This window comes from Paenibacillus sp. UMB4589-SE434 (assembly GCF_030226685.1).
GTDB lineage: Bacteria > Bacillota > Bacilli > Paenibacillales > Paenibacillaceae > Paenibacillus_B.
This window is the reverse complement of sequence record NZ_JASOYK010000007.1, coordinates 94,040-116,402: the sequence shown is the minus strand read 5'-3', so window position 1 is coordinate 116,402 and position 22,363 is coordinate 94,040. Positions and strand designations below refer to the sequence as shown.

The window sequence follows — 22,363 nt, the reverse complement described above, 5'->3', positions numbered from 1 at the left end:
CAGGAATAGTGATGAGATAGTCATGCGAGGTTTGCCTATTTTTTAGAGCAGGAAGGAGAGAGAAGCATGCTCATAAACCGTATAAAAGGCGGCTTGTTTGGAGTTGCTGTTGGGGATGCGTTAGGCGGGACGACTGAGTTTATGACAGCATCTTCCATCAGTCAGACATACGGAGTATTAACAGAAATTATAGGGGGAGGCGTCTGGGGCCTGGAGCCAGGGGAGGTGACAGACGATACGATGATGACGATCGCTGTGGCGGAAGGAATTCTGAAGCGGCCTGATGATCCCATGAAAGCAATAGGGGAACAATTTATCGCCTGGTATGAGACAAAACCTAAAGATGTTGGCAACATTATTAGGCATGTGTTGGAGCAGGTGGAGAATAATTGGTTCGAGGCAGCTTTCCTGGCGGACCAGGATCTGGGACGAAGCGGGGGGAATGGCTCGCTGATGAGATGCCTTCCAGTTGCGCTTGCTTATGATGACCCAGTAGTGGTTAGCCGGATTACCCGTATGCAGTCGCGTATGACTCACTACGATGAACGCTGCGACGCAGCTTGCGTTATTTACAATCGAATTGCATATCGTCTTATCCATAATGAATCGTTGCATGAGGCAATTGCTTGTGAGATAGCAGGCACCGAGTATGAGCGGGATCAGGATGGTTTATTGAAGCCTCCTTTATGCGAACCGACAGGATATGTAGTGGACACGATGCATTGGGTCATCTTCCTGCTGTTATCCTCGTCATCATTTGAAGAGGTGGTGCAGGGTGCTGCCAATCGAGGGGGAGATGCAGACACAATTGGTGCGATTGCGGGTGGATTAGCAGGCATCTATTATGGGTACGATGCGATCCCAGAGCGTTATCGGAAAGCCATTATGTTGAAGCAGCAATTGCACAAGCTGGCAGAACAATTAATGATGCTGAGGTTGATTGGCTGCAAATAAAAAGATGGATTTATGCATTTAACAATATTATCCTATTCATAAAGGAACTTAGGAAGGATGATACGGTGTCCACTTTAATTGGAGTCGTTGGCCCTTCCTTTTCTACCTACCTCATTGCACATTGGAAAGTGTTGATAGAGGTAGTCGGGTTATGAGTTTATTGTAAGTTTGTCCTAGCATGAACAAGAGTACACGCCAAGGAGGGATAACATGGCAGCTAGCATCGTGCTTGCAGGTGGAAGCGGATTTTTGGGTCAGGCACTCGGCACCTATTTATGTGAGCTTGGTTACAAGTGCTGTATATTGACGCGAGGAGAAGCGGGAACAAGAGACGGCATTCGTTATGTGAAATGGGATGGCAGGACACAATCCGGCTGGGAGCGTGAACTGGAAGGCGCACACGGTGTGGTGAATTTTACGGGAAAAAGTGTGAATTGTCTGTATACGAAGGCAAATCGTGCTGAGATTATTCGCTCGCGGTTGGACGCTGTACGTGTTATCGATGAGGCTGTACGTGGTCTTAAGGTGAAGCCGAAGGTGATTGTACAGGCGGGATCACTTGCGATCTTTGGCAATACGGAACGTGAATGCGATGAAGATGCTGCGCACGGGAATGGCTTCTCAGTTGAAGTGTGTCAGCAGTGGGAGAAAGCCTTTTTTCAGCAAGACATCCCAGGTGTACGCAAGGTTATGCTGCGTATCGGCTTTGCCTTAGGCCCGGACGGAGGTGCACTGGAACCGTTAATGCAGCTTGCACGCTTTGGTCTTGGCGGTACGATTGGCTCGGGCAGGCAGTATATAAGTTGGCTCCATCTCCATGACCTTAACGCTATGTTTCGTTATGCGCTTGAGGAAGAGCAAGCAGAGGGCATATATAATGCTACTGGAGTTCAGCCGATATCGAACCGTGAGTTCATGAAGACGCTGCGTGAAGTTATGGGGAAAGGATGGCAGCCGCCAGCCCCAACGCCTTTTGTCCGGCTTGGTGCTTATCTAATTATGCAGGCCGACCCTGAGCTTGCGTTATCCGGCCGTAATTGTGTACCGAAGCGTTTGCTTCGTGAAGGCTTCTCATTCCAGTACACCAAACTGGATGAAGCGCTGAGGCAAATTACAGCACAATAATCCTACAAAAAGGGTGTAATCAAGCAGATGGCAAAGCCGTGAGCAGAAGCTCGCGGCTTATTATTTTGTAGAAAGATGTTATGAATATTATCGTTATTAGTCGTATTTTGTCATAATTTGAGTTTATATGTTTACAAAGTATTAATTTTCTTTACGTGGTAAAAACATGAAACTATAATTAAGGTTGCCTCGTATTAAAATCTAGAAAAATATCACAAAATAATCCGTCGAATCCTTACTAGAATTGTAGAATGCTAGCAAGATGAAGGTGGATAATAATTCTAATATGGGAGGTGAAATATTTTGGCGATTTCTTTAGTCAAAGGTCAGAAGGTTGATCTGACAAAGGGTAACGCAGGTTTGTCGCGCATTGTTGTAGGTCTTGGGTGGGATCCAGCCGAGGTCGAGCAGAAAGGACTGTTTGGGATGAAGAAAAAACAAGTCCTGAACGTAGATTGTGACGCTTCTGCCCTCATGTTAAATGCGAATGGGAAGCTCATGAAGGAAGGCAATCTTGTTTGCTTCTATAATCTGAAGAGTCCTTGTGGTTCTGTCCACCATTCTGGTGATAACCTTACAGGCGATGGTGACGGTGACGATGAGCAGATTCAGATCGACTTGTCTCGAGTGCCTGCCGATGTAGATAAGATTCTGATGTGTGTCAACATTTACGAATGTGAATCACGTCGTCAAGATTTCGGGATGATACGTTCCGCTTTTATCCGTGTGGTCAACCCAAGCAATAATCAAGAACTTATTCGCTTTAATTTGACGGACAGCTATGCGGGTATGACAGCTCTACTAGTTGGTGAAATCTATCGCCACGACGGCGAATGGAAGTTTAATGCATTGGGCGAAGGTGCCCATGCTGCTCATATTAATGTATTGGCAACGCGATATACCTAAAACAACGAAGCGAGGGATACGACATGGCGATTAGCTTGCAGAAGGGCCAGAAGATTGATTTGACAAAAGGAAACCCTGGGTTAACTAAGGTTGTAGTTGGACTTGGATGGGATACGAACAAGTATGATGGCGGTAAAGATTTTGATTTGGATGCAACTGTGTTCCTGTTGAATAACGGCGGCAAGGTAGCTTCGGAAAAGGATTTTGTTTTTTACGGCAATACACAGAACAGCAATCAATCCGTTGTACATACAGGCGATAACCGCACAGGCGAAGGCGAAGGGGACGATGAGCAGATCAAAGTGGATCTGGCCAATATCCCAGCGGAGGTTGACAAGGTGTCATTTTGTATCACCATTCACGAAGCGGACACGCGCAGTCAGAACTTTGGACAAGTGTCCAATGCTTTTGTTCGGATTGTAAACGAGCAGTCTGGTGAAGAACTAATCCGTTATGACCTGGGCGAAGACTTTTCTGTAGAGACGGCTATCGTTGTAGCAGAATTGTATCGTCATGGTGGTGAATGGAAATTCAGCGCTGTAGGCAGCGGTTATCGAGATGGTCTTGCAGGCCTATGCCGCGATTTTGGCCTTGATGTAGGCTAATCGTAATCATTACTTGCTATGCAGTGTTGAGAGCCGTCCAACAACAGGCGGCTCCTTCTAATATAAGGAGAAGGGTGCTGGAGTAGATGCCTGTAAATTTATCGAAAGGCCAGAAAGTAGACTTAACGAAGTCTAACCCCGGATTAACCAAAGTGATTATCGGATTAGGATGGGATACGAACAAGTACGATGGCGGCAACGATTTTGATCTGGATGCGAGTTCATTTTGTTTGAGCGCTTCCGGCAAAGTAAGCTCTGATGCTGACTTTATTTTCTACAACAACCCAGTTAACACTAACGGCTCCATTCGCAGTACCGGCGACAACCGTACGGGAGAAGGATCTGGAGACGACGAGAGCGTTCATATTCAACTGGCAGAAGTTCCGGCAGCCGTGGAAAAAGTGGCGTTTTGCATTACGATCCATGAAGCACAAGCACGCAACCAAAACTTTGGTCAAGTCGCTAACGCTTATGTTCGGGTAGTTAACGAGCAAACAGACGAGGAGCTTATTCGGTATGACCTAGGCGAAGATTTCTCCATTGAGACTGCTGTAGTTGTCGGAGAGTTATATCGACATGGAGCTGAGTGGAAGTTCAGCGCTGTAGGCAGCGGCTACAAAGATGGATTGGTTGGCTTATGCCGTGACTATGGCGTTAGTGTCTAAGACGTTAGTGAACAAGTGATAAGGAGTGATGACATGACAATCAGCTTGTCAAAAGGACAGCGAATTGATCTGACCAAAACGAATCCTGGATTGGAGAAAGTCATCATCGGTCTGGGTTGGGATACGAATAAGTACAGCAATGGCGTTGATTTCGATCTGGATGCATCTGCTTTCCTGCTGCATGAGGATGGAAAAGCCAAAGGTGTGGAAGGTTTCGTATTCTACGGCAATACGAAGACACCTAACGGCTCCGTTCTTCACACGGGCGATAATCGCACGGGAGAAGGCGATGGGGACGATGAACAGATTAAGATTAACTTCGCTTTAATTCCGGCGGAAGTCCAGCGTATTGGCATCACGGTTACGATCTATGAGGCGCAGGCGAGAAGTCAGAATTTTGGCCAAGTAGCCAATGCATTCGTACGTGTAGTGGATGAACTGAGCGGCAGAGAAGTACTGCGCTATGATTTGGGCGAGGATTTCTCCATTGAGACGGCAGTAGTCATATGTGAACTGTACCGTCATGGATCAGAGTGGAAATTCCAGGCTGTTGGGTCCGGCTTCACGGGCGGACTTGCTGCATTATGCCGCAATTATGGACTGGATGCCCAGTAACGGGCTGATCGTTTGCAGCGGAGAGGCGGAGACATATGTCATTAGCATTGATAAAAGGTCAGAAGGTGGATCTGACAAAAAGTAATCCTGGTCTAGATCAGATTGTTGTAGGGATGGGCTGGGTTAACCCGAAGCAGGTAGATATTGATTTGTCTGCCTTTCTGTTAAGCAAGGATTCGAAAGTTACTAAGGATGAGGATCTTGTATTCTATGGCAATTCAACAGGCGGTGCTGGCTCTGTTAGCGTCCAGTCCGCAGCGGAGAAGCGCTCTTATTCAGGCATAATGGATAACGAGCAGTTCATCATTCAATTACAGCAGGTACCTGCTGTGTATGAGCGAATTGCTTTCACACTTACGATTCATTCGGATGCACATGTGTCGCATCAGTTTTCAGATATTCAGGAACTGTACATTCGTATTCTCCACCCGATGACGGGCAATGAGCTCATTCGTTACAATCTTGGGCAGATTTTTACAGTCGAAACCGCTATTGTTGTCGGTGAACTTTATCGTCATAACGGGGAATGGAAGTTTAATGGAACAGGAGCCGGATATGCGGGCGGACTTGCTGCGCTGTGCGGGAGCTTCGGCATCGAAGTGCAGGATCAGAAGCCATCGGCATCAGCAGGCAATTCTTCAGGGGATCGCGATGACATGAACTCGCAAGCGTCGGTTAAGCCTGTACCTCCAGCTCCCTTGGTACAGACACCTCCTGTTCAACCATCTCCTGCGCCAACGCCTGTTAATTTGACTAAGATTGAACTAAAGAAGCGCGGCGAGGTAGTTAATCTGACGAAGACAAAGGGACCAATTGGCGAAATCGTCGTTAATCTCAACTGGAATCGTAAGAAGTCATCTGGTTTTTTCGGGGCGAAAGGTGTCGACCTGGATGTAGGCTGCTTGTATGAGTTAACAAACGGGGATAAATCAACCGTGCAAGCTTTAGGCAATTCATTTGGTGCTCTCCAGTATGCACCGTATGTCGCTCTTGACGGAGATGATCGTACAGGTATGGTCAAGACGGGAGAGAACTTGCGCATCAACGGACAGTATCTGTCCCAGATCAAGCGTATTCTGGTGTATGCCTTTATCTATGAAGGAGTAGCCAACTGGGCGCAAGCAGATGGCATTGTTACGATTAAGCAGCCAGAGGGACCCGATATCATTATTAAGCTCGATCAGCCAGAGAATCGTAAGGGAATGTGCGCGATTGCTATGATCCGTAACGTGAATAATGAAACATTCAGTATTGAAAAGCTGGTTGATTATTTCCCGGGCCATCGAGATATGGACCATGCGTACGACTGGGGATTGCAATGGAGAGCCGGTTCTAAATAATAAAGCAACCTCTTTTATAGAAGGAGCCAATATTCGATATGTCTGATTTCATAAGCAGCTTTATTAGCAATTTCTCCAGTTTCTTTGAATGGTCCAACATTGTAGCTACACTTAGTGATCCTGTTAACTGGGGCATTATCGGCACGCTTGTTATCTTGGAAGGTCTTTTATCCGCAGATAATGCGCTTGTCTTGGCCGTTATGGTTAAGCACTTGCCGAAGGAACAGCAGAAAAAGGCCTTGTTCTACGGAATTCTGGGTGCTTATATATTCCGGTTCATCGCTATTGGTGTAGGTACATTTTTAGTGAAGATCACATGGGTTAAAGTTGCCGGCGGTGTATATCTGTTATGGATCGCGCTTAGTCATCTGTTTGGACTACAATTTAAACTGGCCAAAGTCGGCGGCATCCCGTTAATTCCTTATATCGGCAAAAAAGCGGAAGCAGAGGCAGAGGAAGTCGAGAATAAAGGCTATGGCTTCTGGAGAACCGTACTGGCCGTTGAAGTTATGGATATCGCATTTAGTATTGACAGTGTGTTGGCGGCATTTGGTGTAAGCGAGAAAGTGTGGGTGCTGTTCCTCGGCGGTATTCTCGGCGTGCTAATGATGCGCGGCGTGGCACAAGTCTTCCTGCGGCTTATTGAAAAGTTCCCGGAACTAGAGAAGGCTGCTTTTATTCTCATTATTATTATCGGTGCGAAAATGATTGCCGCAGCATACGGAATCCATGTGTCGCACATCTTGTTCTTCTCGGTCATTATCGGTGTCTTCGTAGGTACGATGATCGTCAGCTCCATCAAGAAAAAAACAGAGCATACGACTTCTGCTTAATCAGCACTCTCCTTCGCAGTACAATCCCCCTTCTGAACCGTAGATCAGGGGGATTATTTTTTACTTAACAATCAGTCCCCGCTTACGGAGGAGGTCATTCGAATGCGTTACTTCAACAATCTCTCTGAAGAGGAAGAAACGCTGATTTTTCATAAAGCGCCGGTCCCATTCGATAATAGGGCAGATAGAGAATTGCTGTCGCATGCTCTTGGCGCGGCTTTGTACATGCCGGCTACTCGGCAGACGATAAGTGAGGATATCTTGACAGGCAAGTACGAGGGTCTTGTTACCGTTGTGCTTGACTTGGAAGATGCGGTAGGAGATCAGCATCTTCAGGTTGCCGAGGAGTCGATCAGGGATCATCTCAGAAGGTTATCAACGCTGCTGCACCACGGTTTGATGACTCGTGATCAGCTGCCGTTGTTGTTTATTCGTGTGCGTGCACCAGAGCAGCTGACACGAATGATCGCAGTGCTGGAAGATACGATTGAACTGGTTGCAGGCTTTGTGCTGCCTAAGTTCTCGGTGCTGAATGGACGTTCATACTTATCCATTCTAAGAGAATACCATTTGGCTAACCCTGCCTTGCCATTGCTGTACGCGATGCCGATCCTGGAATCTTCGAGTGTTATATATTGTGAGTCGAGAAGGCAGACGCTTATCGAAATCAAGCAGCTGCTGGATGAATATAGGCCTTATATATTAAATGTACGGATTGGAGCTACCGATTTCTCCAGTTTATTCGGACTAAGACGCAGCCCCGATATGACGATCTACGATATTGGTGTAATCAGGGATTGCATCACGGACATTATTAACTTATTTGGACGGATGGAGGACAGTTATGTCGTTTCGGGTCCGGTCTGGGAGTACTTCAAGAGTGAACGTGTGCTGAAGCCACAACTCCGTCAGACGCCATTTGAAGAAAGTGCTGGTCGATTGGGACGAAGATTGCGCATGCAGTATATCAATGTATATGTAGATGGACTCATTCGTGAGGTCGCTATGGACAAGGAGAACGGCATTATCGGCAAGACCATTATTCATCCGTCACATATTCGACCGGTTCAGGCGCTCTATGCGGTTACACACGAAGAGTATGTGGACGCAGTTCATATTATCGCCAACAACAATGGACTGCTCGGTGTGATGAAAAGCGAATATTCCAATAAAATGAACGAAATCAAGCCGCACATGAACTGGGCGCGCCGCATTATGATTCGTTCCGAAATATACGGGGTGCTGCATGAAAACCAAAACTTTACCGCACTGCTTATCGGGAAAAATGAATACGAGCAAGCATTCATTTAACATACTAGGGGATTTGTTGGTAGAGATCGAAGTGACAGGCAATCCGTTTGGGCTTCCGCTTGATGTGTTATTCGAAATGGCGGCAAGAATCAATAAAAAGCGAAGCTTTCTCTTTGTCAGCAAAATATTGGGCAAACACATTCCCGTTCATCCGCATGTCTCTTTGTTGGGAGGAGCGGCATTAGCCTTATTGCTTCAGAACAGATTGCAGGGATCACCCGTAATAGGGCTTGATGATATGATTCAAGCGTTTGTCGAACCGGATACAGCGAAGGATAAATATGAAGCGCTGCGGACAAATCCTCTTGAAGTAGAAGAACCTTTGTTGTTTATTGCGTTTGCGGAAACGGCAACAGCTCTGGGACACAGCATGTACAGTTTCTTCAAGGGTCAGACTCGATTCTTGCACACAACTAGAGAAATAGTTGCAGGTATGACACCGGTTTTGGAGTTTGAAGAGGAGCATTCACATGCGACAGCACATCGCTGTTATGCGAGACAGGCAACTTTTTTTAATGGAACGGAACGTGTGGTATTAGTAGATGATGAGATAACAACAGGCAATACGTCGTTGAATATTATTCGTGATCTTCACAGCAAGCACCCGCGCAGCCACTATGTGATCGCTAGTCTGCTGGATTGGCGATCAGCATCGGACAAAGCGAGATTTGCCAATCTGGAGAAGGAACTCGGGATTACAATCGAATGTCTGTCATTGCTGCAAGGAGAAATTCGAGTAAGCGGAGGCCCGATTGAACTGGAACGACCTCAGCTGGATGTATGGCCAGGGCATCAAGACATGCCAGTTAGGCGTCACTACATAGGGCGTTATTTTGAACCTGCTCGGGCTCAAACGATGATTGCGGAGCGGTCGGTTCACGAGGAGTCCTACATGAGGGATACGGGAAGATTCGGAATGGACGCTCTTCACCAACAGGAATTAGAGGAACAGTTAGCTCGTGCGGGACAGTACATCCGATCGTTGCGGACGGGGAATAGAACATTATGTATGGGAACGGGCGAATTTATGTATATCCCGATGCGGCTTGCCAGTGAGATGGGGGAAGGTGTGTCCTATCAATCCAGTACACGCAGCCCCATATACCCGCATCGTCAGCAAGGATATGGGATTCAGAACGTGTTCTCATTTGATTCAATGGATTGCAGGGGAACGTTAAACTTTTTCTATAACGTGCCTTTGGATACGTACGATGAATTGTTTGTATTTATAGAACGGGCAGCAGGAGACGAGCAGGAAGCATCTTTTCTTGATGCATGTCGTCTGACGGGTATTCCGGTTATACATATCGTGTATGGTGATCAATGAATTAATGGGGGTATGATCGGATGCTAACCAATCTCATGTCCAGGCGCTTACCGGATCCGCCACATATGGGCAGTTACCGTGCTGAAGATGTACGATTTGTGCTTAAGGATCTGAGTGGTCTAATGATGGAACAAGGAACAGAAGATCGGGAGGAAGCGATCCAAGCGGGCGTTCATTATTCGGAAATGCTGCCGCTGGAGTATAGACCGTCTGACGCTTACATTCAACTGTTCCATCAGGCGCTGAAAGATAATGCTGAGCGGGTGGCATTAGCCGTAGGGATCGTGGCAGAGCTGATCCGGCTGAAGCGTGGCGACAACGTTGTGCTTGCCTCGCTAGCTAGAGCAGGAACACCCGTAGGGATATTGATCAAGCGATACTGGCGTGAAATATGTCAGATCGAAGCGCCGCATTACAGCATTTCGATTATTCGTGGCAAAGGGATCGATGAGAATGCTGTCTGTTATATGCTGCAGCAGCATCCGGATCGCCAGATCCAATTTGTTGACGGCTGGACAGGCAAGGGGGCGATCCGTACAGTACTCATGCAGGCTAGCGACCATATGTTCAGCAAGTATGGTGTACAGGTGGATGACGATTTGGCTGTATTAGCTGATCCTGGCCGCTGCTCGGACACCTATGGCACAAGGGAGGATTATCTCATTCCGAGTGCCTGCTTGAATTCCACTGTATCTGGATTGATCAGCCGAACGGTGCATCGAGCAGATTTGATCGGAGCAGATGAATATCACGGTGCAAAGTTCTATCGCGAATGGCAGCAAGAGGACTTGTCCAACTTATTTGTTGACACCGTATCCCGCTGCTTTGCACGTGTAGCTGCTGAGGCAAAGGTAAAAGCAGCTTATGCGTACGCGCATCCACGGGAGCATCGTGCAACTTGGCGGGGACTTGAGGATGTAGTAGGCATTCAAGATCGCTTTGGCATCAACAATGTGAATCTGATTAAGCCTGGCGTAGGAGAGACGACAAGGGTGCTGCTTCGTCGTGTACCCTGGAAGATTATTGTGGATCGCCTCGACAATCCGAGTTTAAAGCATATCCTCTTGCTAGCTGAGCAGCGAAATGTACCTGTTGAAGTATACAAGGGATTAACGTATTCCTGCTGCGGCCTTATAAAGTCGATGAAGGAGGATGCTTAACGGATGTTATTTGCGAGTGATCTCGATCAGACCTTGATCTATTCACAGCGTTCTATGGGGCAGGTTAGTCTGGATCAACTTGTGCCTGTCGAACGATATGAAGGTCGCATTATTTCTTATATGTCCCACACCTCGATCGAAAGGTTAAGGGAGTTAATGAATCAGGTGGAGTTTGTTCCTGTTACGACAAGGACGGTTGAGCAATATCGCCGTATATTTTACCTTGCCGACCTCTGCAGGCCCAAGTATGCGATCACGAGTAATGGCGGGTATCTGCTCGTGGACGGCAAGCCCGATGAGGATTGGGCGCAGAAGATTCGCTTGACAATGCGGGAATGTAGCGAAGCATTAGAGGTGAAAGCAAGGTTTGATGAGCTGGCCCATCCAGAATGGGTAGTCGATGTATCATTCGCTGATGAGATGTTCTTTGCGATACGAATTCATAGAGACAAGCTGCCGTTGTCTGAGATGGAGTCCTTCCGCTTGCTGCTTGCTGATCAGGGGTGGAAGATGTCGATTCAGGGAAGGAAGCTTTATCTTGTTCCTGCTGGATTATGTAAAGGTCGGGCTTTGTCTTACGTCGCTCAACTTCTGGGTTGTTCCCGTTTGGCTGCTGCGGGTGATTCCTTGCTGGATGAGAGCTTGCTGCGTGCAGCAGACTTTGCAATTGCACCGAAGCATGGTGAGTTGTTCAGACATTACGGGGGGGCAGCGCCTACTCATTTTACTTTTACTGAACAGTCAGGATTGGCGGCGTCAGAGGAGCTGTTAGTTCGTATACAGGCGTGGTTTGCCTCAAGTACTAACTATGCAGAAACAACCCCATTAGGGATACAGTGAGGAAGATGTGACATGACGAAAATTTGGTTTAATCGTTGGTTTTCCGTAGCTTATCATTACATTCATATGATTCGCAGCAATCCGGACCAGCAGCCGTTTGTATTTTATGGGACTCATCCTGACCCCAATCATATGCATTTGCAAGCTTGCGATTATGCTTTTGTGGAACCTACTGTCAAGGGCGCGGAATATGTGCAGTTCTGTCTGGACTTCTGTAGACAGCATGGCATTGATATCTTTATCCCCCGCCTGCACATGTATGACATTGCCGAACAAATCGAGCGTTTTGAGGCCATTGGGACTAAGGTGATGGTGTGCAGGGACCTTACGCTGCTCCACCAGCTGATGAACAAGCATTTGTTTTACGAAGCGCTTCAGAACACCGATGTCGTTACATTGCCCTCTTATCGGGTCGTAAATACGGCTGCACAGTTCAAGCAAGCTTATGAAGAGCTAACATCAGAAGGGAATAAAGTGTGTTTCAAGCCAACTAACTCTGAAGGTGGAATGGGATTCCGTATTATTGCTGAACGCAGTAACCCATTAGAGGAAATGTATGGCTGGGTGACGCTTAGAACTTCGTTTGAAGAAGCGTATAAAGCTTTTTCAAGCAAAGAATGGTTCGACGGCATTATGGTAATGGAACTGCTGGAAGGAGACGAATACAGCATTGACTGCTTGTCCTCGGCAGAGGGAAAGCTTCTGACAGCTATACCACGCAGAAAGTCGACCGGCCGGGTATACGAGCTTGAAAAGCTCCCGGCACTGCTGGACGTTGCCGAACGTGTAGCCGCACGTTATCGGATTCCATATGTGTTTAATATTCAAGTGAAGTACAACAGGGGAATTCCAAAACTGCTGGAAATAAATCCGCGTATGTCGGGGGGCTTGTATATATCCTGCCTATCGGGTGTTAACATTCCGTATTTGGCTGTAAAGGAGATTCAAGGTCAGTCTTTTGTTGTTCCAGAGCCAAAGTTTGATATGCAGATCAGTTATATTGAACAACCTGTCGTCTTAAAGAGCCATGTTGGGCACTGAATTGACTTCATTGACAAGCCTAAAAACCACCCGTAGAATGAATCCTGATACCAAATATTTACTTGGAATAACAGGGCAGTTTATCCTGTTCATCCGGGATCATATGGAGGTGTAGAGGGATGAACCGTAAATATAAATGGGCCGTAGGTCTAGCTGTTGCAGGTTATGCAGCGGCTCTGCTAACCCATATATGGCTGCCGTTATACGTCAGCATGCTTATACCCGCCGCCATTATTTTTGTGGCGGTAGCCGCAGGAAGTGGTCGTGCCAGACAGGTGGCGGCACAGGCCCTGCCTGATCAAGGACTGGCTAACGTACAGTCTGTGCAGCAGTCCATGCACATAGGTCAGCCGACACAGGCACCGCCGCAGCCAGCACATGCAGCATCCGCGGATAACCCGCCGGATTTGCAGACTGCAGCCGCGCAGGAAGAGGATCCTGTATGGGCTTCCGTGTATGAATATATCGGCGTTATCGAAGAGATGGTAATCTCTGAAGGTCAGAAAAATACGCTCGATAATGAGATTGTAGAGAAGACATTGACGTTATTAACACGTATTACGCGGCTTATCCCGCAGCTCAAAGAAATGAACGATGGTAATATGAATCATAATATTCAACGGCTCGTATTCCGCGATTTGAACGGTGCCATTAATCCCTTTTTAAAGTTGAGCGGAGAGGCTAAACGTCAAAATCGAAGATTGCTCTTAACAGGTGTAAAAGATATTAATTCTAAGTTGTCATTTTATGTGGAATCTATTGAACATAAAGATCTGGTTGAGCTGCAAGCCAAGGTTGAACTCATCCAGCAGCGCTACCGTACAACGGATTAAACCAATGAAGGAGGCGAGCAGATGGCTGCAACGCAGACGACTTTGTTAAAGCAAGAAGATGTGCTCAGAGTTGAGCAGGAAGCTGCACAATTTATTACCAAAGTATCAAACACCAATCCGATGGAATTGGAAATGCTCATGGACGATATCGGAATGATGGGGCAGAAGACGATGGAGAAAGCGGGACAATCGCTTGCGATGCTTGAACGTCCTGTTAATGAGCTTGCGTCTGGCAAACGTGCGGAAGTAAGCAACCATATTTTAAAGCTGCGCTCTGAGATTGATTCATTAAGCAAGAGCAAGCAGTTAAGTTTGTTGGACAAAATATTACGCAAAACGCCGATCAAAAATTATATCTATAAATACCAATCCGTCCGAACTAACGTCAACGCAATCGTTTCTAATTTGCGAAATGGGCGTGATACGCTGCAGGAAAATATCGTGTATATGAAAAGCTTAAAGCGGTCCTCCTTGGAGGAAGTGTATCACTTGCAGACACGAATAGCGATGGGGAAGAAGCTGCAAGAATTATTTGAACAAGAGATTGCTAAGCCAGAAAATGAGAGTCGTAAAGTACTGCTGGAAAAAGGACTTCGCAAGGTGGTTACTCGAATCCAGTCTTTTACGGAAATGGTGATGTTGTATCAGCAGGCGATAGCTGGCACAGACATTATTAATGATAACAATGACAAGCTGATTGATTCTGTCAACGCGACTATCGATAAGACACAGCATCTAGTGACGGTTTCCGCCATGATTGCGATGGCGCTGCAGGACCAGTTGGATACGATCGATGCTGTCAATACAGCGAATAAGACACTGCAAAATATGTTTGAGGAAAATTCAAAATTGTTAAAGGAAACTACGGAGAAGACGAATGATCTGCTTGGTAAGCCAGGATTAGAGCTGGATTCGATCAATCGTGCAATGACCGATTTGTTTGCGGCGATGGATGCTTATGAGCAATCAAACCGGACAATCATCCAGACAGCAACGGAACATACTGCACGTATGTCGGAAGCCAACCATAAGTTATCTGAACGGTTGGGTTTGACAGCTGGCAAGCCAGGCTCAGAGGCCGGTAGAGAGCTTCATACGGGAGCCAAAATGTCTAGCTTCCTGGACTAAAGCAAGCTTCGGGCGGTCAATCCAGGTTCCGATTGTCGTTTCCACGGCTAACGTGACAAAGGGAGATCAAGCAGCTTCGCCTGTTCATATTAGCAGCTTCTGATTCATATAGATGTACTACTATGAACATGGAGGAGCTAACATATGGTGGGGGTTATTTGTGCTGTTCTATTGACTGTGTTCCTTATCGTTATAGCAAGCCTTGAGAAGACTAAATCCATTTTGTCACGTCTATCCCAATGAGCATAAATCGAATCGAATTTAATTTGAAGGAAAGAAAGAAGCCGATCTGCGTTATATACAACGTTAAGATCGGCTTCTTGGCATACGGCGGGAAGAAGGGATGAGTCATCTGAACCGTGAAATGTGTGAATGATATTGTATATCTTTTATGGAAGGGGAATCTCTTTGCCCATCAGTTTCTGGAGCTTGTACTCTGTGGAAGATTCGGGAGCGGGCGTATAAATACTGACCCTCAGATCCGTATCCCCATGAACTTGCAACGAGGTAAGATGGAACAGCATTTTACCTGCTTTCGCATGTCGGAATTCAATAACAACTTCTGGCGCAGAGCTGACCTGGCTCTGATTCCAGAGCTGTTGGAATCCCGGATGAACTTCCCTCATCTCCTCTAAAAACGATTCATACCACTGATCTTCGACATGTTGGCCATAATATGCGCGGAAAATGGACAGGAACCCCTTCACGAAGTGCTCCCAATTGACAGCCAGCGACTGGAACTCTTTGCGTGTAAAGAGCAGACGGATCATATTCCGTTCCCCGTGCGGAATATGATTAAAATCGAGAAATACATGTGCAGCGGCCTCATTCCATCCTACGATATCGCATTTTCTATCCGAAATAATGGTGGGACAATGCTTTAATTCGCTAAGGATACGCTGGAGCGACGGGCTAATTCGTGGCTGCTCCTCGTGTATGACGTAGGTGCCTGTACCACTTTCCGTCGCTAACGCGTACAAATATTTGCGCTCATCAACCGTAAGCTGCAAGGCTGAGGCGATGCTGTCAAGCACGGAGGAGGATACCTGGATGTCACGCCCCTGCTCAAGCCATGTATACCAGGTGGTGCTGACGCCGGCGAGTTGAGCGACCTCTTCACGTCGAAGACCCGGTGTTCGTCTGCGTGTACCAGCAGGCAGGCCTACGGCCTGAGGCATAATCTTGGCGCGCTGTGCCTTCAAAAACTCGGATAATACTTGTAGTTTTGTCGGATGGTTAGAGTTAGATTGAGTCATATGATCATCCCCCCAGACGGTTAAAGGTTGTGTTCTATTTAGGGTGCATGCTTTGCATAAGGTGTGTTTATTGGATATCTTCGATCGGGTTTAGAGCGGAGATAAGTGTCAGGTTTATTCTAGTAGTTATTATACTAGGATAAACAACAACTTGTAATATGATAACTACTGTGTGAAGATAATGCCATGATTAGGAAAGCAGGAGGGAATTCTTCATGAATAGAGTTGTAGTTACAGGAATGGGTGTTATCTCCCCTGTAGGCAATGACGTGGATACATTTTGGAACCGCTTAGTGGAAGGACAATCAGGTATTTCAAGCATAGATGCTTTTGACACAAGTCACCATAAGGTAAAAATTGCAGGTATTGTGCGTGAATTTGATGCAGATGGCCGCTTTGGCCGCAAGGAAGCAAGACGGATGGACCGCTTTTCTCAATTTGCCGTAGCTGCGGCTGAACAAGCATACGCAGATGCGGGATTGGAGGGATACAAAGTCGATCCCGAGCGTGTTGGGGTGTACGTCGGCTCTGGCATAGGCGGCATTCAATCTATGATGGAGCAGGAAACCGTGCTGCGTAATCGAGGCCCTGAGCGGGTGAGTCCGCTGCTAGTACCGATGATGATTGCGAACAGTGCAGCAGCACAGATCAGCATACGTTTGGGCACATGGGGGCCAACCCTGTCCCCAGTGACGGCATGCTCAATCGGCAATACCGGAATCGGCGAAGCTTTCCGGCTTATTCGCTACGGTGGAGCGGACGTGGTCTTGGCCGGCGGGGCCGAAGCAGCGATTACGGAGCTGTCGCTCGCCAGCTTCAGCAATGCGACCGCGCTGTCTACGCGTAATGAGGAGCCTACCCGCGCAAGCCGACCATTTGACCAAGCGCGCGATGGCTTTGTAATGGCTGAGGGTGCTGGGGTTCTGGTGCTGGAATCACTCGAACATGCGCTGCATCGTGACGCCCGGATTTATGCGGAAGTGATCGGTTACGGAGCAAGCTCTGACGCTTACCACATGGTGGCAACACACCCAGAAGGGCGTGGCGCTTATCAAGCGATGAAGCTGGCGCTGCAGGAGGCTGGACTTCAACCCGAACAGGTGGATGTTATCAGTGCACATGCCACAAGCACAGAGCTGGGCGACCGTGTCGAGACAATGGCAATCAAGCGATTACTCGGCGAGCATGCGGGCAAAGTTCCAGTGACCTCGAACAAATCGATGCTGGGTCATATGCTTGGTGCGTCAGGAGGAGCAGAAGCGGTTGCTTTGGTGAGGATGCTTCAAGAAGGGATTGTGCTCCCAACGATCAACTTAGATCAACCCGATGTCGATTGTGACCTCGATTATGTTCCACATACAGCACGTCAGGCTGCATTAACGGTAGGCATGTCCAATTCCTTTGGGTTCGGCGGCCACAATGCGGTTATTGTGTTGAAGAAGTATATTCAGTGAAGCTTAATAAGCATATTAAGCTCAGGATAAGTTAAGGCTGTGGAAGAAATGAGAGACCTTGTAATGAATAAAGGAGGAAGGACCTAATCAGGTCCTTCCTCCTTTATTATCACGACTGACATGATCTGTCAGCCTCATCAACTCCGAGAGCTCCTTCTCGGTCAGATCACGCCACTGGCCCTTTTTCAAGGTACCGATTCCGATGTTCATAATTCGAATACGGCGCAGCTTGACGACGGTGTAACCAAACACTTGGCACATACGACGGATCTGGCGATTAAGTCCTTGCGTAAGAACGATTTTGAATACATTATCCCCTATCTTAGTCACGTGACAAGGCTTGGTGGTCGTTCCTAGAATACGGACACCGCTTGACATCCCTTGAACAAACTCAGGCGTTATTGGCCTGTTCACCGTTACAATATATTCTTTATCATGGTTATGTTCCGCACGAAGAATCTTGTTGACGATATCTCCATCATTGGTAAGCAGGATTAACCCCTCTGAGTCCTTATCCAGTCGTCCGATCGGGAAAATACGTTCTTTATGATTAACGAAATCGACAATATTCCCTCTAATGTGAGGTTCAGATGTGCAGGTGATACCAACAGGTTTGTTTAGCACGATATAGACATGACGTTTCTTCTCGCCAATTGCCTTGCCATTAACACGAACATCATCGCCTGCTTCCACAGTGCTGCCGAGCTCTGCACGCTGGCCGTTAATCGTTACACGTCCTGCCTCAATCCATTTATCTGCTTCACGTCTGGAGCAGACGCCTGTCTCACTAATGAATTTATTAATTCTCATATGGATTCCCTTCTCGTATCAGATCAAAGTACATCGCCTCACTATTATACTACATATGCATAAAAATAATGGAATTCTAAAGGGAGAACCTAATTGCACAATTTGACAAAAAAGTCTAGAGGTAAAGTGAATTTTCTCAATTTAAGGAGGAAATTTACATTGTGTGCAGAATATTTATAAGTGATCATACTTTCAGCAGAGAGGGGTAGGCATATGTGGAAGAAAGCAATTAATGAGTACATGTTCTCCAAAAAAACGATGATGTCAGTTCCTCGGAGGTGCATTTTAAAATGAAATGGTTACGTAAATGTTCTATTCTTGGGATATTGTTGTTTATAGTAGCGGGCGTATTTGCTCCTTACCAATCAAGCGCTGCAACACAGTCAGAGGAGATTATAATAACCAAGTGGGAAGTGTTGTGGGAAACAAGTGCCAAAGAGTGGGAGGAAATAGCAACGGGGAATCAGCCGTGGCAGGCCATCAACTTTGAACAAGGACTTCCTCCTATTCCTGAAGGAACTCACTCCGCGTGGTATCGGATTGACCTTCCCGAAACGCCATGGGGACAGCCAAGCCTAAACATTAATAAGCTGCACGGATATGATGTGGAGGTTGTTTCTTCTGAAGGAAGGACGCTGTACCACTCCATTCGGACATATGGTTTGGACCAGTATCGATTATTAATACCTGTACCCTTTCAAGAAGGTGCCCAATCGCTCTACATTCATATTAAGACTCCAAGTGATCGCATAGGTATTCAAAGTAGCATGGTTCTTGGAGACTATCAGTCACTATTCCCGAAGCATGTCTGGGGGGGCTTAACAGATCTGCTGCTGATCAGTTTTTTGATTTCAGTGGCCATTATAATGCTCATTTGTTCGATTTTTTTAAGAAGAAATCACTTTTCTTCGATGCTAACTTTAGCAGTACTTATCCTCTCATTTGGTGTACTTATTCTGGGGTATAGTGAATCTATTACGATGATTTTACCAGGTTATCAGACTGCGCTCGATACGGCCTTTGGAATCGCCCTAATCATTATTATGTTGACCCTGAGCTTGTACTTTGAGAAATTGGTAGGAGCAGGGCCTTGGGGTATCATTCGTCGTTATAGATATTTCTTAATCATTTACTCCATACTGTTTGGTGCGTATCAATTAAGCGGTGAACTTGTAAGTAATGAATTTATTAGCCTGTATATTTTTAGTTTGAATATTTATGGATTATTCCTGGTGATACAACTTGTCTTGCTTCTCGTTATTTCGATTGCGTATTCTACGAAGAAGAATAGCGACGCGATTTCGTTTATCATCGGGTATGCCATCTTTAGTTTACCTTTGGCTGGAGAATTGATATGGTTTATTATAAAAAGAGGACAATATGATCTTATATATTGGAAATGGGGGATTTTGGGGTTTGTACTGGTTATGATTTTAATGTTGGGCAGAAAAATGAAGAATACAAATCGAATGATTGGATAGCAGGTCACTACGAAACTAATCTTGAATGGCGAGCATATAGATCATATAGAGTAGATTAAGGATGGAGGGGGAATCCCCCTCTTGCTTAATCTATATCAGAAGTTTTAAAGTTTAACTATTGAGTATATGTTCATTTTATAATATGTATAATATTAAAGTTGTCTGATGTAAAAGTTATATGGTTTTAATTTTCAAAACTCGCAACAATCGCTACTTCCTAAAAACTTATGCTAGTACTAAGTTATTTCTTTGTGAAGTTGATAAAAATAAGTCCAAAGAAAGTTGATATTTTTTATTTATGAAAATATGATCATTTATTTAATGAAATTTGATAAAATATAGAAGGTAATCTGCAATAATTTGTCGAATAGTAACGAAATACGAACAATATTTTGGGTCTAAATAGGTTCCGAGGTGCATATTATAATGAATTTAATTCGAAAATGCTCTGTGCTCGTGATCGTATTAATCCTTCTAGGAGGCATATTTGCTCCCCTTAAATCGAGTGCAGGGACACCATCTGATGAAATCAGATTAAAGACATGGAAGGTGTTGTGGGAGAAAGAGATTAAGGAATGGGATGAAATTTCAAAGGGTAATCATTCTTGGGAGACGATTAACATTGAACAAGGGCTGCCGGATGTTCCAGAAGGTGTTCGTTCAGCTTGGTACAGAGTTGACCTTCCTAAGCTGTCATGGGGACAACCAGGCTTAGGTATTTATAAGTTATACGGGCGTGAAGTTCAAGTTGTATCATTTGATGGAAAAACCTTGTATAATTCCGTTCGTCAGTTTGGCTTGGATCAATATCGCTTATTATTGCCAATCCCATCTCAACAAGACGGGCAATCGCTATTCATTCACGTTAAGACACCAGATGACAGAATAGGTATTCAGGAATCTATGCTACTTGGTAATTATCAGGAAATGTTTCCTAATTACGTAGGCTCGGGGTTAACGAATATTCTACTTGCATGTTCTATGATATTAATGGCGCTTGTTATGTTGTTTTGCTCGGTTTTATTACGAAATGCTTATTTTTCTTCATGGATTACACTAGCGGTTATTGTACTTTCATTTGGTTTTCTTATTCTTGGGTATACGGACTTTGTGTTAGTCATTTTACCTGGATACGAGACTGCACTCGACATGGTTTTCGGAGCAGCGCTTATATCTTTAATGCTTGCACTAAGTGTTTATTTTGAGAAATTAGTAGGACCAGGGCCATTTTTGATTATTAGAAGATACAGACATCTATTAGTTGTTTATTCTTTATTATTTATTACCTTCCAATTATGTAATGCATTTGTGAGTAGTGAGTATTTTAACTCGTATATTTTTAGTTTGGATATATATGGGATGCTGCTGGTTATTCAGCTTGCACTTCTTTTAATTATTTCCATCGTATATTCAGTTAAGAAAAATTTTGACGCTATTTTGTTTATCATTGGTTATGCAATCTTTAGTATTCCGTTTATAGGGGAACTAGTATGGTTTATTCTAAAAGAAGGTCAGTATGACCTTGTATACTGGAAATGGGGTATTTTAGGATTTGAATTTGTGCTTATCATTATGCTGGGTAGAAGAATCGCTAATAATCATGAACGAGTTATTCGATATTCCAAAGAACTGGAAATGTACAATAATGAACTTCAACACTCTGAGAAGATGGAGATTATTAGCGAGTTAGCTGCTTCAGTTGCACATGAAGTGCGAAATCCATTACAAGTAACGAGAGGATTTATGCAGCTGTTGAATCATCGTTCAGGACCAAAGGAAAAAGAATACTTGGATATGGCCCTGATTGAATTGGACCGTGCGGCAAATATTATTACTGACTTTTTGACATTTGCCAAGCCAGAACTGCATGAAGTGATTCTACTTGATTTGGGAGCTGAACTTAGACATATTGAAAGTATTCTTGTACCGCTTGCCAATATGCAGGGGGGGCAACTCAAACTTCATATTGAAGAAGATGTGTTTATATATGGGAACTCTTCGAAATTCAAGCAAGCATTTATTAATATGGTCAAAAATAGTATTGAATCGATTACCGTTAAAGGTCTAGTTGTTATTTCTGCACACAAAAAAGGAAATAAAGTATTTGTACACATTAAAGATGATGGATGTGGCATGACTGAAAAAGAGCTGGCTCGGTTAGGCGAACCTTATTACTCAAATAAAAGTAAGGGTACTGGTCTAGGTCTAATGGTTACATTCCGTATTATTGAAGTTATGCAAGGCAAGATCAAGTTTACTAGTAAAAAAGGTATCGGTACAGAAGTAATGGTAGAATTTCCTTATGGTGAGCTTAATAATCCTCCAATACCGGTCTAGCAGAACAGGAGAAGCTGAGTATCAGCTTCTCCTGTATATATGTATGGGGCAGTAGTTTACCAAGCTATTTTACTTTGAGGCAATAGTACATTTGGATCAGAGGATTGCGTATCTGCGGGATTGGGAGGAATGACAAGCACGAATCGAGTAGGCGTTTCTTCCTCAACGTCTAGTGTAATATGTTCAGGAATTACAATGCCAAACTCCTCTTGAATAGCTTTTTTGGGGTTGATTAATAGTTCATTCTTGAACTCTTGATCATTCCAAGCTTTTTGAATAATTTCGTTCTTGAGCTGTTGTTCAGCGGACACTGAAAAATCATCCTTCCAGAATAATGTTTTG

General features: G+C 45.3%; 21 protein-coding genes. 18 read left to right on the top strand and 3 right to left on the bottom strand.

Annotated features, from left to right (window positions below; genetic code table 11):
• Window positions 1–66: 66 nt before the first annotated feature.
• The 15 genes from QP775_RS20505 (at window position 67) to QP775_RS20435 (ending at window position 14,683) form a co-directional block, all read left to right on the top strand.
• Window positions 67–954 (top strand): ADP-ribosylglycohydrolase family protein, encoded by an 888-nt coding sequence (locus QP775_RS20505; RefSeq protein ID WP_285108763.1) that lies wholly within the window; start codon window positions 67–69, stop codon window positions 952–954.
• A gap of 210 nt (window positions 955–1,164) precedes the next feature.
• Window positions 1,165–2,079, top strand: a complete 915-nt coding sequence (locus QP775_RS20500; protein ID WP_285108762.1) for a TIGR01777 family oxidoreductase — start codon at window positions 1,165–1,167, stop codon at window positions 2,077–2,079.
• A 300-nt stretch (window positions 2,080–2,379) separates the two neighbouring features.
• The gene (locus QP775_RS20495; protein ID WP_285108881.1) at window positions 2,380–2,985 is read left to right on the top strand and encodes a TerD family protein; all 606 of its coding nucleotides are present in this window, start codon (window positions 2,380–2,382) and stop codon (window positions 2,983–2,985) included.
• A 23-nt stretch (window positions 2,986–3,008) separates the two neighbouring features.
• Window positions 3,009–3,590: a TerD family protein gene (locus tag QP775_RS20490; RefSeq protein ID WP_239331661.1), complete on the top strand. Its 582-nt coding sequence runs from the start codon at window positions 3,009–3,011 to the stop codon at window positions 3,588–3,590.
• A gap of 86 nt (window positions 3,591–3,676) precedes the next feature.
• Window positions 3,677–4,255 (top strand): TerD family protein, encoded by a 579-nt coding sequence (locus QP775_RS20485; protein ID WP_285108761.1) that lies wholly within the window; start codon window positions 3,677–3,679, stop codon window positions 4,253–4,255.
• Window positions 4,256–4,288: 33 nt separating this feature from the next.
• Complete coding sequence (locus QP775_RS20480) at window positions 4,289–4,870, top strand: TerD family protein (RefSeq protein WP_028544482.1); 582 nt, start codon at window positions 4,289–4,291, stop codon at window positions 4,868–4,870.
• Window positions 4,871–4,905: 35 nt separating this feature from the next.
• Window positions 4,906–6,210: a TerD family protein gene (locus QP775_RS20475; protein WP_285108760.1), complete on the top strand. Its 1,305-nt coding sequence runs from the start codon at window positions 4,906–4,908 to the stop codon at window positions 6,208–6,210.
• Window positions 6,211–6,248: 38 nt separating this feature from the next.
• Window positions 6,249–7,043, top strand: coding sequence for a TerC family protein (locus QP775_RS20470; protein WP_239331667.1), 795 nt, complete (start codon window positions 6,249–6,251; stop codon window positions 7,041–7,043).
• 102 nt (window positions 7,044–7,145) lie between these two features.
• Window positions 7,146–8,354, top strand: a complete 1,209-nt coding sequence (locus tag QP775_RS20465) for an HpcH/HpaI aldolase/citrate lyase family protein (protein WP_239331669.1) — start codon at window positions 7,146–7,148, stop codon at window positions 8,352–8,354.
• On the top strand, window positions 8,290–9,681 hold the full coding sequence (locus QP775_RS20460; protein ID WP_239331671.1) for a phosphoribosyltransferase family protein: 1,392 nt from the start codon (window positions 8,290–8,292) through the stop codon (window positions 9,679–9,681). The genes QP775_RS20465 and QP775_RS20460 overlap by 65 nt, the downstream gene beginning before the upstream one ends.
• Before the next feature lie 35 nt (window positions 9,682–9,716).
• On the top strand, window positions 9,717–10,841 hold the full coding sequence (locus QP775_RS20455) for a cysteine protease StiP family protein (protein WP_239331673.1): 1,125 nt from the start codon (window positions 9,717–9,719) through the stop codon (window positions 10,839–10,841).
• Window positions 10,842–10,844: 3 nt separating this feature from the next.
• Complete coding sequence (locus tag QP775_RS20450) at window positions 10,845–11,681, top strand: HAD family hydrolase (protein ID WP_285108759.1); 837 nt, start codon at window positions 10,845–10,847, stop codon at window positions 11,679–11,681.
• 12 nt (window positions 11,682–11,693) lie between these two features.
• On the top strand, window positions 11,694–12,722 hold the full coding sequence (locus tag QP775_RS20445; RefSeq protein WP_285108758.1) for an ATP-grasp domain-containing protein: 1,029 nt from the start codon (window positions 11,694–11,696) through the stop codon (window positions 12,720–12,722).
• Between the two features lie 119 nt (window positions 12,723–12,841).
• Entirely contained in the window at window positions 12,842–13,555 is a 714-nt protein-coding gene (locus QP775_RS20440; protein ID WP_285108757.1) for a hypothetical protein, read from the top strand.
• Window positions 13,556–13,576: 21 nt separating this feature from the next.
• The gene (locus tag QP775_RS20435; RefSeq protein WP_239331681.1) at window positions 13,577–14,683 is read left to right on the top strand and encodes a toxic anion resistance protein; all 1,107 of its coding nucleotides are present in this window, start codon (window positions 13,577–13,579) and stop codon (window positions 14,681–14,683) included.
• Between the two features lie 389 nt (window positions 14,684–15,072).
• On the opposite strand, the gene QP775_RS20430 is transcribed toward QP775_RS20435, so the two are convergent.
• Window positions 15,073–15,939 carry a helix-turn-helix transcriptional regulator gene (locus tag QP775_RS20430; RefSeq protein ID WP_285108756.1) on the bottom strand — a complete coding sequence of 289 codons (867 nt, stop codon included), beginning with the start codon at window positions 15,937–15,939 and terminating at the stop codon, window positions 15,073–15,075.
• A gap of 215 nt (window positions 15,940–16,154) precedes the next feature.
• On the opposite strand from QP775_RS20430, the gene fabF reads away from it, so the two are divergent.
• The gene (fabF, locus tag QP775_RS20425; protein WP_285108755.1) at window positions 16,155–17,393 is read left to right on the top strand and encodes a beta-ketoacyl-ACP synthase II; all 1,239 of its coding nucleotides are present in this window, start codon (window positions 16,155–16,157) and stop codon (window positions 17,391–17,393) included.
• A gap of 87 nt (window positions 17,394–17,480) precedes the next feature.
• Here the strand turns inward: fabF and rluF are convergent, their stop codons facing one another.
• Window positions 17,481–18,203 (bottom strand): 23S rRNA pseudouridine(2604) synthase RluF, encoded by a 723-nt coding sequence (gene rluF, locus QP775_RS20420; protein ID WP_239331687.1) that lies wholly within the window; start codon window positions 18,201–18,203, stop codon window positions 17,481–17,483.
• 290 nt (window positions 18,204–18,493) lie between these two features.
• Between rluF and QP775_RS20415 the strand changes: the two genes are divergently transcribed.
• Together QP775_RS20415 and QP775_RS20410 are read left to right on the top strand one after the other, a co-directional pair.
• Entirely contained in the window at window positions 18,494–19,684 is a 1,191-nt protein-coding gene (locus QP775_RS20415; protein ID WP_285108754.1) for a hypothetical protein, read from the top strand.
• Window positions 19,685–20,140: 456 nt separating this feature from the next.
• The gene (locus tag QP775_RS20410; protein WP_285108753.1) at window positions 20,141–22,021 is read left to right on the top strand and encodes a sensor histidine kinase; all 1,881 of its coding nucleotides are present in this window, start codon (window positions 20,141–20,143) and stop codon (window positions 22,019–22,021) included.
• 56 nt (window positions 22,022–22,077) lie between these two features.
• Here the strand turns inward: QP775_RS20410 and QP775_RS20405 are convergent, their stop codons facing one another.
• Entirely contained in the window at window positions 22,078–22,332 is a 255-nt protein-coding gene (locus tag QP775_RS20405; RefSeq protein ID WP_239331693.1) for an NHLP leader peptide family RiPP precursor, read from the bottom strand.
• Between the last annotated feature and the right edge of the window lie 31 nt (window positions 22,333–22,363).